The organism is Stenotrophomonas sp. 93052_Sma (assembly GCF_056481145.1).
Window position 1 is genome coordinate 1,877,287 of sequence record NZ_CM151134.1, and the last position, 14,876, is coordinate 1,892,162.

Sequence of the window (14,876 nt, forward strand, 5' to 3'; positions counted from 1 at the left end):
CCGGGTATTCCCGTCCGCTTCAGTCGTCCAGCAGCGGGCGCAGGTCGCGCGGCAGGCGTGCTTCCGGGTACTGCTGCATGTAGCGCTCCAGGCTGGCACGGGCCAGATCGCGCTGGCCGTCGTCGCGTCGTGTACGGATCTTCTGCAGCCACTGCCGGCGCGGCAGTCGTGCGTCAGCGTCCACCTCGGCCTGCACGGCGTCCGCGCTCAGGCCCGCATCGCTGCCGCGGCGCATGATGCCAGGTGCGGAACGGCTGGGAGCCTCGCGCTTCATCGAGGTGATTTCTACCCGGTCCAATGCCGGGGCCTGTTCGGCCTGCACGCTGTTGGACTCTGGCGTGCCTGCCGAGCGCGCCATCAGCGGCGCGGGTGCCGAGTAGGCGGTGGGAGCCGGAGGCGCAGGCGGGGCTGCTGCCGGCGCTGCGGCCGGAGCGGGCGGCAGGGCTGCAAAGGAGGTATCGGCGGCCGCATCCGCAGCCATCGATCGTGCAGCCTGGGCCGGCGCTTCAGCGGTCTCGGCCGGCGCAGGCTTGCTTGCGCGCGATGGCCGGTGCCGGGGCGGCAACCGGGGCTGCCTCGGGTGCTGCGGGCGCAGCGGCCGGTTCCGCAGTCGCCACCGCGCTGTCGGCTGCACTGCGCTCAGCGGCCTGATCGGCAGCCGCGACGTCTTCTGCCGCAGCCGGTGCCGCCGCAACAGCGGCCTCACCCGCCGGAACCGGTGGCGGTTCCGGACGCAGCTGCCAGGCGATGCCGATGGCGAACACCATCGAAGCGGCGATGCCGAACACCGCCGGCCAACGCGGGCGTGTGCGCTGCGTACGTGGTGCTTCGGGAGAGGCGATCGCATCGGCAGCCGGAGCGTCCACGGCAGCGCGGGCCGCGGCCAGGATGGCGGCGTCCAGTGCGGCGGGCGGTGCCTGTTCGGCGCGACGGCCGAGCAGCCGGGCCAGCTCGCGTTCTTCCGGCGTCAGCGGTTCGTCTCGGTTCATGCGTTCAATCCCGCACGCAGCTTGTCCATCGCATAGCGCAGCCGCGATTTCACGGTTTCCCGGCCTACGCCGGTGATCTGGCCGATCTCCTCCAGGCTCAGTTCCTGATCCAGCCGCAGTTGCAGCACTTCGCGCTGCTCCGGCGGCAGTTGTTCCATCGCCAGCTGGATGCGGCGACGTTGTTCGAATTCGGAAAGCTCGCCTTCCGGGGTCTGTCCATCCTCGATCGCGGCCAGGCGCAGGTCGGCATCGGCCGGGGCAGCCGGCCGGTGGCGGGCGGCGCGCCAATGGTCGTTCAGGCGGTTGTGGGCGATGCGGAACAGCCAGGTGCTGAACGCCGCGTCCGGTTGCCACCCCGCACGGGCGCTGATCACCCGCTGCCAGACGTCCTGGAAGATCTCCTCGGCCAGCGCGTTGTCGCGCAGTTGCCGCAGCAGGAAGCCGAACAGGCGCTTGCGATGGCGCGCATACAGGCTTTCAAACGCACGCAGGTCGCCACCGGCCCAGGCCAGCATCAAGGCTTCATCGGTTGGCAGTGCGCTGGCTTCCACGGCGTACAGGGTAAGGCCTGCAGGCGATGGCGCATAGCCGGTGGCGAGGGCGGGCAGGGCGAGGGTCATGGCTCGGAAGGGGCTACGGTCAGCAGGAAAAACGTACGGGCGCACGATTCGGGGTTTACGGGCTTCCATTGCCCCCCGGGTGGCGCGCTATGCTCGGCGGCTCAGGGGAGGCGACGCACTGACGGCGCCAAGAGAATGTCATTTGTCCACGCATGCTGAACGGGCGGAAGAGCCACCACACGAGGCCGTGCTGAGCACGGCGCTGGTGCGCGCGTTGCATGCGCTTCTGCCGGAAACGGCTGTGGTCCGCGTCGGCTGGGATGACCCGCAGCTTGGCCGTGGCCAGGGGGCCTGGCCGAGGGCGGCTGCCGGAGGTGATGCGGCAGCGCCAGGCGTGGGCGACGGCCAGCATGGCTGGGAACATGATGGGGCGCGCCTGCTGTTGTCGGTGGAAGGCGCGGTGCCTTCGCCGGCATGGTGGGGGGTTGCCCGGCAGGCGATGGAGCTGGCGCTGCAGCGCGGCCGCCAGGCCGGCCAGATCAAGGCGCTGGAAGAGGCCGAGCGGTTGCAGCAGGCCTTGTTCCAGATTGCAGATCTGGCCGGTGCCGACCTGGAAATGCCCGAGATGCTGCGCCACGTGCATGGTGTGCTGGGCACGCTGATGTATGCCGAGAACTGCTACATCGTGGAATACGACGATGTGCGCGACCAGATCCGTTTCCTGTACTTCGCCGATCAGGTCGATGATTTCGTCGCCGATCCCACGCAGAGCCATGACGCCAACGAGATGCCGCGCAGCCTGACCGTGGCGTTGCTGCGTCATGGCAAGCCGCTCAGTGGTCCCTCGCGCGAACTGCTGGCGCAGGTGATGGAGCAGGAGCACGACCCGCAACGCGGGCCCGAAAGCCTGGATTGGCTGGGGGTGCCGATGCTGCGCGATGGCCGCGTATGCGGTGCCATCGTGGTCCAGAGCTATGAGCAGGCGGCCCGCTATGGCGAGGCCGAGCGCGCATTGCTGGGCTTCGTTGCGCAGCACGTGCAGACCGCGATGGACCGGCGCCAGGCGCAGGTGCGGCTGGAGCAGCAGGTGGCGCGGCGCACCCAGGAACTGCAGCGCGCCAATCACAGCCTGCAGGACGAGGTGGCCGAGCGTCGACGCGCCGAACAGCTGCAGACCGCCCTGTACAACATCGCCGAGATGGCGATGTCGGCCGACAGCCTGGCGCAGTTCTACGGACAGGTGCATGGGGTGGTCGGGCGCCTGCTCGACGCTCGCAATTTCTACATCGCCCTGGTCAACCCGGCCGGCAACGGCCTGGACTTCGTCTATTCGGTGGACGAGCACAACGCCAGCCGCGCGCCGCGACCGTTCAGCCGGGGCCTGACCGAGTACGTCGTGCGCAACCGGCGGCCACTGTTGGCATCACGTGCGCAGATCGACGCGCTGCTGGCCAGTGGCGAAGTGCGTGAATCCGGTGCGCGTTCGCACTGCTGGCTGGGCGTACCGCTGCTGCGCGACGACGAAGTGGTCGGCGCGATCGTGGTGCAGAGCTACAGCGAGAACAGCATTTTCAGCGTGCATGACCAGCGCCTGCTGACCTTCGTCGCGCAGAACATCGGTACCGGCCTGGCCCGTCAGCGCGACCAGCAACGGCTGCGCTCGGCGCATGCCGAGCTGGAGAAGCGCGTGGAGGAGCGCACGCGCGAACTGGCCGAGGTCAACGAAAAGCTGCTCGGCCAGATCGGCGAGCGCCTGCGTGCCGAACAGCGCCTGACCCACCAGGCCATGCACGATGCGCTGACCGGCCTGCCCAACCGCCTGCATCTGCTGGACCGCCTGCAGGATGCGCTGGCCCTGGCCAAGCGTGAGGGCGGCCCGGTGTTCGCCGTGCTGTTCCTCGATCTGGACCGCTTCAAGCTGGTCAACGACAGCATCGGCCATGCCGCCGGCGACCGCATGCTGGTGGAAGTGGCCAAGCGCATCGTGTCGATGGCCGGCACCGAGGACGTGGTGGCCCGGCTGGGTGGCGACGAATTCGCGGTGCTGCTGCAATGCCCGCAGGGCCTGGCGCAGGCCTTGGACTTTGGCCAGCGCCTGCTGCTGGCATTGCAGGAATCGATGTGGATCGCCGGGCGCGAACTGTTCCCGTCCGGCAGCCTGGGCATCGCCTTGTGGAACCCCCGCTACCGCACCGGCGAAGAGCTGCTGCGTGATGCCGACGCGGCAATGTACCGGGCCAAGGCGCAGGGCCATGACCGCTGTGCGATCTTCGACGAAGACATGCGCGAGCAGGCCATGCGCAGCCTCGATCTGGAAGCCGACCTGCGTCGTGCGATCAACAACCGCGATTTCGTGCCGTTCTACCAGCCGATCGTGCGCCTGTCCGATGGCGAGGTGGTGGGCCACGAAGCGCTGCTGCGCTGGCAGCATGAGCGCCGCGGCCTGCTGCTGCCGGGGGCGTTCCTGGAGCTGGGCGAGGAAAGCGGCCTGATCGAGCAGGTCGACTGGTTGATCTACGAACAGGTGATTGCCGGCCTGGCCGAGGGCGGGCAGAGCTACGTCTCGGTGAACGTATCACCGCGCCATTTCCGCTCCGCCGGGTTCAGCGGCCGCCTGTTCGGCCTGCTGGATGCATGTGGTGCCGATCCGCGTCGGCTGCGCCTGGAGATCACCGAGGTGGCGCTGCTGGACGATGGTCCGCACACGCTGCGCATCCTGCAGGGCCTGCGCGAGCGCGGCATCCAGGTGCAGCTGGACGATTTCGGTACCGGCTTCTCGGCGCTGTCCTACCTGCACCGTTTCCCGATCAGTACGCTGAAGATCGACCAGAGCTTCATCGCCGGCCTGCATGGGCCGGAAGTGCAGAGCACGCGGGCGCTGGTCGAGGGCGTGCTGTCGTTGGCGCGTACGCTGGGCATCGAGACCATCGGTGAGGGCATCGAAACCGAGGCGCAGCGGCAGACCCTGCGCGAACTGGGTTGCGACTACGGCCAGGGCTATCTGCTGGGGCGGCCCGCACCGTGGAGCTGCGCGGCGGTCTGAGCCGCCGCGCAGGAAAGCATCAGCGCAGGGCGGCGCGACGCTTTTCGTCGATCCACTTCGAGGCCTGCGCTGGCTTGTAGTTCTTCATCCACTCCAGCATCTCTTCGATATCCGAGCCGTACCACAGGTCCTGGCGCTGGTCCGGGTGCAGGAAGCGCTCTTCCACCATGCGGTCGATCATGCCGATCAGCGGGGCGTAGAAACCTTCCACGTCGAGGAAGGCGCACGGCTTGTTGCCGATGCCAAGCTGACGCCAGGTCAGCATCTCGAAGATCTCTTCCATGGTGCCGAAGCCGCCGGGCAGCGTGACGAAGCCATCGGCGAGGTCGAACATGCGCGACTTGCGCTCATGCATCGAACCGACAATTTCCAGTTCGGTCAGGCCGCGGTGGGCCACTTCCCAGTCGGCCAGCTGGCGCGGGATCACGCCGGTCACTTCGCCGCCGGCGGCGAGCACGGCATTGGCCACGGTTCCCATCAGGCCGACATTGCCGCCGCCGTACACCAGGCGCATCCCGTCGCGGGCGATGCGGTCGCCCAGGGCCAGGGCGCGTTCTGTATAGGCCGGCTTGCTGCCAGCGTTGGAACCACAGTACACACAGATCGATTTCATGGATCTTCCTGTCTCTTGGCCGGAAACGAAAACGCCCCGTCGCCGACCGCAGGGCGGTCAGGGACGGGGTGTCTATGGAGTATGGACCTTCGCGGTTGCCGTCTGTAGAGCCGAGCCGCGCTCGGCTGCCCTTCGTTCAGTAGAGTCGAGCTTGCTCGACTATCGCGGCGCCTGAACGAAGTGCAGTCGAGCAAGCTCGACTCTACAAAGAACGGGGCTTACGCCGCCGCTGCCTGCTCGCGGCGCGGGCCTTCACGCAGCGCGCGGCCGACCATCCCCACCAGCAGGTCCAGCTCTTCGCTGTCCATGCCGAAGTGCGGAGTGAAGCGCAGCGAGTTCTCGCCACCGTGAATCACGTTGATGCCGTGCTGGCGCAGCCATTCCTCGGTGGAGTTGGCGCCGTAGCACTTGAACTGCGGCGCCAGTTCGCAGGAGAACAGCAGGCCGGTGCCCTGCACCTTGGTGATCAGTCCGCCCAGCTCGTTCTTCAGCTGTTCAAGCTTGCGCACGGCCTCGGCACCACGCTCGGCGATGTTGGCGCGCACCTGCGGGGTCAGCTGGGCCAGGGTGGCGCAGGCCACGTCCAGCGCACGCGGGTTGCTGGTCATCGTGTTGCCATAGATGCCCTTGCGGTACAGCTGCGCGGCATGCTCGGTCACCGCCAGCACCGACAGCGGGTACTGCGCGGCGTTGAGTGCCTTGGAGTAGGTCTCCATGTCCGGCGGGTCCAGGCCTTCGAAGCCCGGGTAATCGACCACCGAGAGCACGCCATGCGCACGCAGGCCGGCCTGGATCGAGTCGAGCAGCAGCAGGCTGCCATGGGCACGGGTCAGTTCGCGGGCAACGGCATAGAACGACGGCGGCACCGAGCGGCCCGGGTCGCCTTCGCCCATCACCGGTTCCAGGAACACCGCCTCGATGAACCACTGGTTGCGCGCGGCATCCTCGAACACCTTGCGCAGGCCGGCTTCGTCGTACGGTGCCACGGTGATCACCGAATCCTCGCCACGGTAGCTGGCCAGGTGCTGCATGTAGCTCTTGCGGCTGGAGTCCGAATAGAGGGCAGGGCGGTCGGTGCGGCCATGGAAGCTGCCCTTGACCACCACGCGCTTGATCGCAGCACCGGCGTGGCGTGCGCCCGGATCGGTCTGCAGCTTGGCGTTGACGTCGGCGATGCGCGCGGCCAGGCCGACCGCCTCGGAACCGGAATTCAGGCACATGAAACGGGCGAACGGGCAGCCGCCACGGCGGTGGCCGATCTCGGCGCGCAGGGCGGTGATGAAGCGCTGCTGCGACAGGCTGGGGGTCATGATGTTGGCCATCACCTGCGGGCGGGCCATCGCCTCCAGCACGGCGTCCGGGGTGTGCCCGAAGCCGAGCATGCCGTAGCCGCCGGCGTCGTACAGCACGGCGCCCTTCAGGGTGACCACCCACGGGCCGCGTGCAGCCAGTGCCACATACGGGGTCACCGCGTCATCGGCATAGAAATTGACGAAACCGTCCTGCATCGCGTCGATCTGCGCCTGTTCGTCCTGCGCCAGCAGCGGCCCCAGGTCGGCCTGCACGCGCGCGAATTCCTCGGCGGCGGCGTCCACCGCGGCGATCAGCTGCGGGTGGTTGGCGGACAGGGCGGTCAGGGTGGCGTCGTCCAGGCCGGAGGTGAGGCGGGTGCCGGGCTGGTTGCGCAGGGGGGCGAGGCGTTCGATGAAGCTCATTGCAGATCTCCTGAAACAATGGGTCGCACGGGTCTTCAAAAGCAAAACGCGCGTCATCGCGCGCTGGGCAGGGGCTCGTGCAGCGGACTTCCGAGTCGATGCTAGCACTTGTTTTTTTGCGCGATAACCCCGCAGAAACCTGCTGCATAGCAGCATTTTGCGCGACGTTCGCCGCGAAGCACGCCGGCTCGCAGACGCTGGACGTACAATGCGCGCCATTGTCGACCTGTTGCCGCCTACTGCCTTGAAGAAGTCCGATTTCAACTACGACCTGCCGGCTGAACTGATCGCGCAGGCGCCCCTGGCCGAACGTTCCGCAAGCCGCCTGCTGCTGGTGCCTCCGGCGCCCGATGCCTTCACCGACCTGCAGGTGCGCGACCTGCCGTCGCTGCTGCAGCCCGGCGACCTGCTGGTGTTCAACGACACCCGGGTGATCCCGGCGCGCCTTTTCGGGCAGAAGGCCAGTGGCGGCCGCGTGGAGATTCTGATCGAGCGCCTGCTGGGTGGCCAGCAGGCCCGCGCAGGTGGGCGCCAGCAAGTCGCCCAAGGCCGGCAGCCGCATCGCGCTGGATGCCGGTGGCGAAGCCGAGGTGCTGGGCCGCGATGGCGAGTTCTACGTGTTGCAGTTCCATGTGCCGGAATCGCTGGAACAGTGGCTGCTGCATGCCGGCCGCCTGCCGCTGCCGCCCTATATCCAGCGCGAGCCGGGTGTGGATGACCGCGAGCGCTACCAGACCGTGTTCGCGCGTGAAGTGGGCGCGGTGGCGGCACCGACCGCCGGCCTGCATTTCGACGAACCGCTGCTGGCCGCGCTGAAGGACAAGGGTGTGGACTTTGGCCACGTCACCCTGCACGTGGGTGCGGGCACCTTCCAGCCGGTGCGTGCCGATGACCTGAAGGACCACGTGATGCACCGCGAGTGGCTGAACGTCGGCGCGGAACTGGTGCAGCAGGTACGGCGCACGCGTGCCGCCGGCGGCCGGGTGATCGGCGTCGGCACCACCGTGGTGCGGCGCTGGAAAGCGCGATGCGCGATGGCGAACTGCTGCCGTTCGCGGGTGAAACGCAGATCTTCATCACCCCCGGCTACCGCATCCGCAGCGTCGACGCGATGGTGACCAACTTCCACCTGCCGGAAAGCACGCTGCTGATGATGATTTCCGCGTTCGCCGGCAAGGCGCGCGTATTCGAGGCCTACCAGCACGCGATCGCGCAGCGCTACCGTTTCTTCAGTTACGGCGACGCAATGCTGTTGTTCCCGCAGGCGGGGTAGGGCGCTGACCTCTGCCTGCTTGTGGTGGGTGCGCACCGTTGGTGCGCACTTGCATGTGCCTGGAGGCCAGGAAAGCCACGCATGGCGTGGCTCTACTGCCGTGCCGTTCAGGCCTGAATGGGCGGTCGACCCGGTTTTGGGAGACAATGGGCGACTATTTGCCCGAATGACCGCTCCATGTCCCGATTGCAGTTCCAGCTCCAGACCCGCGACGGCCGTGCCCGCCGTGGCCGCCTGACCTTCCCGCGTGGCACGGTGGAAACGCCGGCCTTCATGCCGGTGGGGACCTATGGCTCGGTCAAGGGCATCCTGCCGGACCAGGTGCGCGCTGGGCGCCGAGATCATCCTCGGCAACACCTTCCACCTCTACCTGCGCCCGGGCCTGGACATCATCGCCGACCACGGCGGACTGCACGGCTTCTGCCGCTGGGATGGCCCGATCCTGACCGACTCCGGTGGCTTCCAGGTGTTCTCGCTGGCCCACCGCCGCAAGATCACCGAGCAGGGCGTGACCTTCGCCTCGCCCACCGACGGTGCCCGTGTGTTCTTGGGCCCGGAAGAGAGCATGAAGATCCAGAAAGTGCTCGATTCGGACGTGGTGATGATCTTCGACGAGTGCACCCCGTACCCGGCTACCGAGGATGTGGCGCGCCGCTCGATGGAGCTGAGCCTGCGCTGGGCCCAGCGCAGCCGCAACGCGCATGACGAGCTCGGCAACGACGCGGCCCTGTTCGGCATCGTCCAGGGTGGCGTGCATACTGACCTGCGCAGCCGCTCCGCCGAGGCCCTGCAGGCGATCGGCTTCGACGGTTACGCCATCGGCGGCCTGGCCGTGGGCGAGCCGGAGCACGAGCGCAACGCCATGCTCGACCACCTGGACCCGGAACTGCCGGGCGACCGCCCGCGCTACCTGATGGGCGTGGGCCGGCCGGAGGACCTGGTCGAGGGTGTCGCACGTGGCGTGGACATGTTCGACTGCGTGATGCCCACCCGCAACGCGCGCAACGGCCACTATTTCACCTCGTTCGGCACCGTCCGCATCCGTAATTCCCAGTACGCGCGCGACATGGATCCGATCGAGCCCGGCTGCGGCTGCGTGGCCTGCACCGGCGGTTACACGCGTTCGTACCTGCGCCACCTGGACCGCTGCAACGAGATGCTGGCGCCGATGCTGGGCACCCTGCACAACCTGTTCTATTACGAAAAGCTCATGGCCGACATCCGTGCGGCCATCGAGGCGGGAACCTTCCTGGCCTTCCGTGAGTCTTTCTACGCGGCACGCGGGGCGGCAGCACCGCCCTTGTAACCCGAACACCCCCTGCCAAACGGCCCAAGGACGAACGCCCGGGGCCGTGGCATACTTCAAGGCTGACCCAGATCCGCGGTCGACACCTCGTGCCCGTGAAAGGGCCGAAGCGCCGCCCAACCAAAGGACCAACGATGAACCTGCTTGCCTTCCTGATTCCCGCCGCCCACGCCCAGGCCGCCGGCGGCCAACCGCAGGGCATGGGCCTGACCACGCTGCTGTTCCCGGTCATCCTGATCGCCATCATGTACTTCCTGATGATCCGCCCGCAGATGAAGCGGCAGAAGGAGCACAAGGCCATGCTGGAGAAGATCAAGCGTGGCGACGAAGTGCTGACCAACGGCGGCATCGCCGGCATCGTCACCGACATCGGCGACAACTTCATCACCATTGAAGTGGCCGAGAACGTGCGCATCCGCGTGCAGAAGGGCGCTGTCGGCAACGTGCTGCCGGCCGGTACCCTGAAGTCGGCCCAGTAAGCCACTCCCTTTCCGATGCACAACCGCGGCGCCGGGGATGGCGCCGCGCGGGACCCAAGCAATGCTCGAATTTCCACGCTGGAAGTACGTCGTCATCCTGATCGTACTGGCGCTCAGCGCGCTGTACGCGCTGCCCAACATCTACCAGAAGGACCCGGCCCTCCAGATCACCGCCAACCGTGGCGGCCAGATCGACGATGCGCTGCGTGACCGTGTGCTGGCCGACCTGAAGAAGGCCGGTGTCGCCACTGTCGGTGCCGAGAAGGAAGGGGAAAGCCTGATCGTCCGCCTGCCGGACCTGAAGGCGCAGTCCGCTGCCAGCGACGCCCTGCGTGACACGGTCGGCGAAAAGTACACCGTGGCCCTGAACCTGGCCTCGACCGTGCCGGACTGGCTGGCCAACCTCGGCGGTCGCCCGATGGTGCTGGGCCTGGACCTTCAGGGTGGCGTGCACTTCGTGCTGCAGGTCGACCAGAAGGCCGCCCTGGACAAGCGCCTGGACGCCTACACAGAAGACGTGCGCAGCACGCTGCGCGACGCCCGCATCCCGTACCAGTCGGTGGAACGCCGCGCTGACAACAGCATCGTGGCGAACCTGAGCCCGTCCGCCGGTGACGACGCCGCGCAGCGTGCCCGCACTGCCCTGGTGAAGGCGCAGCCGACCCTCGGCTACGACGTCAGTGGTAATCGCATCACGGTGACCGTGCCGGAAACCGAGATCACCCAGATCGCCAACGGCGCCATCGAGCAGAACATCAACACCCTGCGCAACCGCGTGAACCAGCTCGGCGTGGCCGAGCCGATCATCCAGCGCCAGGGTGCTGACCGCGTGGTGGTGCAGCTGCCGGGCGTGCAGGACACCGCCGAAGCCAAGCGCATGATCGGCGCCACCGCTACCCTGGAATACCGGGCCGTGGTTGACGGCAATGCACAGGACGCCATCAACTCCGGGCGCATTCCGCCGGAAGCGAAGGTCTACCAGCGTCGTGATGGCGGTGGTCCGGTCCTGCTGAACAAGCGCGTGATCGTCACCGGTGACCAGATGGTCGGCGCGCAGGCGGTGACCGATTCGAACAGCGGCTCTCCGGCGGTCAGCGTGACGCTGAACAATGTCGGCGGCCAGCGCATGTTCGACTTCACCAGCGCCAACGTGAACAAGCCGATGGCGGTGGTCTATACCGAGCGCGTGCCGACCGTGACCGTCGTTGACGGCCAGGAAGTGCGTGGCTTCAAGGTCAACGAGGAAGTCATCTCGGTGGCCAACATCAACGGCGTGTTCGGCAAGAACTTCCAGACCACCGGCCTGCAGAAGAAGGAAGCCGAGGACCTGGCCAAGCTGCTGAAGTCCGGCTCGCTGGCCGCGCCGATGGACTTCGTCGAAGAGCGCGTGGTTGGCCCGAGCCTGGGTGCCGAGAACGTCAAGAACGGTATGCGCGCGGTGGTGTTCGCATTCCTGTTCACCCTGGTGTTCTTCAGCGTCTACTACCGCATGTTCGGCGTGATCACCTCGATCGCGATGCTGTTCAACCTGCTGATCGTGGTGGCGGTGATGTCGCTGTTCGGCGCGACCATGACCCTGCCGGGCTTCGCCGGTCTGGCGTTGTCGGTCGGCCTGTCGGTGGACGCCAACGTGCTGATCAACGAGCGTATCCGTGAAGAGCTGCGTGCCGGCGTGCCGGGCAAGACCGCGATCGTGACCGGTTACGAGCGTGCTTCCGGCACCATCCTCGACGCCAACCTGACCGGCCTGATCGTCGGTGTGGCGCTGTTCGCATTCGGTACCGGTCCGCTGAAGGGCTTCGCGCTGACCATGATCATCGGTATTTTCGCCTCCATGTTCACCGCGATCACCGTGTCGCGTGCGCTGGCGACGCTGATCTACGGCCGCCGCAAGAAGCTCCAGAACGTGGCCATCTGACGGGACGACACGCACATGAAACTGTTTCCGCTGCACATCCTCCCGAACGACACCAAGATCGACTTCATGCGCTGGCGCCATGTCGCGATGGTCGTCACGGTCATCGTGTTCCTGGCCTCGGTCGCCATCATCGGCGTCAAGGGCTTCAACTACGCCCTGGACTTCACCGGCGGCACCCTGATCGAAGCCCGCTTCGACAAGGCCGTGGACGTCGAGCAGGTCCGCACCAAGCTCGAGCAGAGCGGCTTTGAGGGTGCCCAGGTGCAGAGCGTCGGTGGCAACACCGATCTGCTGATCCGCCTGGCCCCGCACGGTGAGCACGCTGCCGGTACCGGTGACGCCGCGCACGAGGACAAGGCCACCGCCGCCGCCGTGGTGAAGGCCCTGTCCACCGCCGACAACCAGGCCACCGTGCTCCGCAACGAGTTCGTGGGCCCGCAGATCGGCAAGGACCTGGCGATGAATGGCCTGTACGCCACCATCTTCATGCTGGCCGGCTTCCTGATCTACATCGCGGTGCGCTTCGAATGGAAGTTCGCGGTCACCGCCAGCATCGTGGCGATGTTCGATCTGATCGTGACGGTTGCTTACGTGTCCCTGCTGGGCCGTGAGTTCGACCTGACCGTGCTGGCCGGCCTGCTGTCGGTGATGGGCTTTGCGATCAACGATCTGATCGTGGTCTTCGACCGCGTCCGCGAGAACTTCCGCAGCCTGCGCGTGGACTCGATGGAAGTGCTGAACCGTTCGATCAACCAGACGCTGTCGCGTACGGTGATCACCGCGGTGATGTTCTTCCTGTCGGCGCTGGCCCTGTACATGTACGGCGGCAGCTCGATGGAAGGCCTGGCCGAGACGCACATGATCGGCGCGGTGATCGTGGTGCTGTCCTCGATCCTGGTGGCGGTGCCGATGCTGACGATCGGTTTCCTGCGCGTCAGCAAGCAGGACCTGCTGCCGAAGGCGAAGGACATCGAGGCCCTGGCCCGTCGCCCGTAAGCACCCGCTGCACGCAACACACAGAGAACCCCGCGCAAGCGGGGTTTTTTGTTGGCAGGGCTGGTACGCGTCATCGCATGCGCGCTGTCGCTCCCACGCTTCGCTGCGCGAACCGTGGGCCCCACTTACCAGCTCCCAGACCCCCGCCGCTTCGCGGCCGCCCCCTGACTCAGGGGGCTCTGCCCCAGACCGGTTCCGCGCGGCTGTTGGTAGGTGTCGACCTTGGTCGACACATCTGTCAGATATCGAGTGAATTCAACCGTGCCGACCAACGGTCGGCACCCACCAACAGCAGCGGCGACATGTCCAACAGATCGCGGGAAGCTGTCGAAGGCGGGGTGGGTCCGGTTGCGGGGGTGTCCGCGGCATGGATGCCGCGGCCAAGCCTCCATCGACGGATTTACGGCGTCCCCCGCAACCGGACCCACCCCGCCAACCCACAGGAACCCAGCTTTTGAAGTTGCTCCGGTTCCGGCCGTTGCTCCGGCCTCTGCGGGTGCAGGGTGCAACCCTGCAGAACAAACCCCACCCTACGCCGCCGTCGGTTGTGCAATCTTCCCCCGCGCACTACGATCCTGCGGTTCGCGCGCCGCAGGCGCGCCCGTATTCCTGCTGAGCGCCCCGTGCGCCGCATCTGCCAACCCGAGGTATCCATGGTCATCAAACCGCGCGTCCGCGGCTTCATCTGCGTCACCACCCACCCGACCGGCTGCGAAGCCGCGGTCAAGCAGCAGATCGACTACATCCGCGCACGTCCGCCGATCCAGAATGGTCCCAAGCGCGTGCTGGTGATCGGCGCCTCCACCGGCTACGGCCTGGCGGCGCGCATCACTGCCGCCTTCGGCAGTGGCGCCGCCACCCTGGGCATCTTCTTCGAACGCCCGGGTAGTGAAACCAAGCCGGGCACCGCGGGCTGGTACAACTCGGCCGCGTTCCACAAGTACGCCGACGAAGCTGGCCTGTACGCGAAGAGCATCAACGGCGATGCCTTCTCCGATGAAGTGAAGGCCAGGACCATCGAGATGATCAAGGCCGATCTCGGCCAGGTCGACCAGGTCGTCTATAGCCTTGCCGCGCCGCGCCGCAAGCACCCGAAAACCGGAGAGATCATCAGCTCCACGCTGAAGCCGATCGGCGAGCCGATCACCCTGCGTGGCCTGGATACCGACAAGGAAGTGCTGACCGAGACCCATCTGCAGCCGGCCACCCCGGAAGAAATCGCTGGCACCGTCGCGGTGATGGGCGGCGAGGACTGGCAGATGTGGATCGATGCGCTGGCTGACGCCGGCGTGCTGGCCAATGGCTGCACCACCACCGCCTTCACCTACGTGGGCGAAGAGATCACCCAGGCGATCTACTGGAATGGCTCGATCGGTGCGGCCAAGAAGGACCTGGACAACAAGGTGCTGGGCCTGCGCGAGAAGCTGGCCAGGATCGGTGGCGACGCGCGCGTGTCGGTGCTGAAGGCCGTGGTCACCCAGGCCAGCTCGGCCATTCCGACCATGCCGCTGTACCTGTCGCTGCTGTTCAAGGTGATGAAGGAAAAGGGCACGCACGAAGGCTGCATCGAACAGCTCGACGTGCTGTACGACATCCTCTACGGCGGCAAGGCCGATGGCGTGGCGGTCGATCGTCTGCGCCACGACCTGGTCGATGGCGATGGCCACACCGTCGCGCTGGTCGATGACGAAGGCCGCCTGCGTGCCGATTACAAGGAAATGGCCGCGGACGTGCAGGGCAAGGTGGTCGCGCTGTGGCCGCAGGTGACCAACGAGAACCTGTACGAGATCAGCGATCTGGCCGGCTACAAGGCCGATTTCCTGCGCCTGTTCGGTTTTGGCGTGGAGGGTGTCAACTACGAGGCCGACGTCAATCCGGACGTGAAGATCGAAAACCTGGTCGACATGACCTGATCAACGAAGAGGCCGGCGAAAGCCGGCCTTCTCTTTGGGTGGTGCCGGCCGCTGGCCGGCAACCCCGGGTA

At 66.8% G+C, this 14,876-nt stretch carries 8 protein-coding genes and 3 pseudogenes; 7 read left to right on the forward strand and 4 right to left on the reverse strand.

Going from position 1 to position 14,876, the window contains the following annotated elements; translation table 11 throughout:
* Positions 1–19 precede the first annotated feature (19 nt).
* Positions 20–989 (reverse strand): annotated as a pseudogene (locus ACZK2V_RS08940) (hypothetical protein).
* Positions 986–1,504 (reverse strand): RNA polymerase sigma factor, encoded by a 519-nt coding sequence (locus ACZK2V_RS08945; RefSeq protein WP_229301232.1) that lies wholly within the window; start codon positions 1,502–1,504, stop codon positions 986–988. Before ACZK2V_RS08945 ends, ACZK2V_RS08940 begins: the two are co-directional and overlap by 4 nt.
* Positions 1,505–1,751: 247 nt before the next feature.
* Here ACZK2V_RS08945 and ACZK2V_RS08950 point away from each other — a divergent pair, with 247 nt between their 5' ends.
* A complete protein-coding gene (locus ACZK2V_RS08950; RefSeq protein WP_486323142.1) occupies positions 1,752–4,592 on the forward strand; it encodes a bifunctional diguanylate cyclase/phosphodiesterase in 2,841 nt (946 codons plus the stop codon).
* 19 nt (positions 4,593–4,611) lie between these two features.
* Here ACZK2V_RS08950 and ACZK2V_RS08955 read toward each other — a convergent pair whose 3' ends face one another.
* Together ACZK2V_RS08955 and ACZK2V_RS08960 are read right to left on the reverse strand one after the other, a co-directional pair.
* The gene (locus ACZK2V_RS08955; protein WP_032128301.1) at positions 4,612–5,205 is read right to left on the reverse strand and encodes an LOG family protein; all 594 of its coding nucleotides are present in this window, start codon (positions 5,203–5,205) and stop codon (positions 4,612–4,614) included.
* Between the two features lie 218 nt (positions 5,206–5,423).
* On the reverse strand, positions 5,424–6,920 hold the full coding sequence (locus ACZK2V_RS08960) for an aminotransferase class III-fold pyridoxal phosphate-dependent enzyme (protein WP_032128302.1): 1,497 nt from the start codon (positions 6,918–6,920) through the stop codon (positions 5,424–5,426).
* Between the two features lie 244 nt (positions 6,921–7,164).
* On the opposite strand from ACZK2V_RS08960, the pseudogene queA reads away from it, so the two are divergent.
* From queA to fabV, 6 genes and pseudogenes are all read left to right on the forward strand, one after another.
* Positions 7,165–8,193, forward strand: a pseudogene (queA, locus tag ACZK2V_RS08965) (tRNA preQ1(34) S-adenosylmethionine ribosyltransferase-isomerase QueA).
* 177 nt (positions 8,194–8,370) lie between these two features.
* Positions 8,371–9,499 (forward strand): annotated as a pseudogene (gene tgt, locus ACZK2V_RS08970) (tRNA guanosine(34) transglycosylase Tgt).
* Positions 9,500–9,633: 134 nt separating this feature from the next.
* Complete coding sequence (gene yajC / locus ACZK2V_RS08975; RefSeq protein WP_049425164.1) at positions 9,634–9,978, forward strand: preprotein translocase subunit YajC; 345 nt, start codon at positions 9,634–9,636, stop codon at positions 9,976–9,978.
* A 61-nt stretch (positions 9,979–10,039) separates the two neighbouring features.
* Positions 10,040–11,896 (forward strand): protein translocase subunit SecD, encoded by a 1,857-nt coding sequence (secD, locus tag ACZK2V_RS08980; protein WP_049400105.1) that lies wholly within the window; start codon positions 10,040–10,042, stop codon positions 11,894–11,896.
* A gap of 15 nt (positions 11,897–11,911) precedes the next feature.
* Complete coding sequence (gene secF, locus ACZK2V_RS08985; RefSeq protein ID WP_201118791.1) at positions 11,912–12,892, forward strand: protein translocase subunit SecF; 981 nt, start codon at positions 11,912–11,914, stop codon at positions 12,890–12,892.
* Positions 12,893–13,545: 653 nt separating this feature from the next.
* Positions 13,546–14,805, forward strand: coding sequence for an enoyl-ACP reductase FabV (gene fabV / locus ACZK2V_RS08990; protein ID WP_201118792.1), 1,260 nt, complete (start codon positions 13,546–13,548; stop codon positions 14,803–14,805).
* Positions 14,806–14,876: the final 71 nt, after the last annotated feature.

Coding starts and splice junctions, on each gene's coding strand:
- ACZK2V_RS08945 (WP_229301232.1), bottom strand. CDS start 1,504: ATGCTGGCCTGGGCCGGTGGCGACCTGCGTGCGTTTGAAAGCCTGTAT.
- ACZK2V_RS08955 (WP_032128301.1), bottom strand. CDS start 5,205: ATGAAATCGATCTGTGTGTACTGTGGTTCCAACGCTGGCAGCAAGCCG.
- ACZK2V_RS08960 (WP_032128302.1), bottom strand. CDS start 6,920: ATGAGCTTCATCGAACGCCTCGCCCCCCTGCGCAACCAGCCCGGCACC.
- yajC (WP_049425164.1), top strand. CDS start 9,634: ATGAACCTGCTTGCCTTCCTGATTCCCGCCGCCCACGCCCAGGCCGCC.
- secD (WP_049400105.1), top strand. CDS start 10,040: ATGCTCGAATTTCCACGCTGGAAGTACGTCGTCATCCTGATCGTACTG.
- secF (WP_201118791.1), top strand. CDS start 11,912: ATGAAACTGTTTCCGCTGCACATCCTCCCGAACGACACCAAGATCGAC.
- fabV (WP_201118792.1), top strand. CDS start 13,546: ATGGTCATCAAACCGCGCGTCCGCGGCTTCATCTGCGTCACCACCCAC.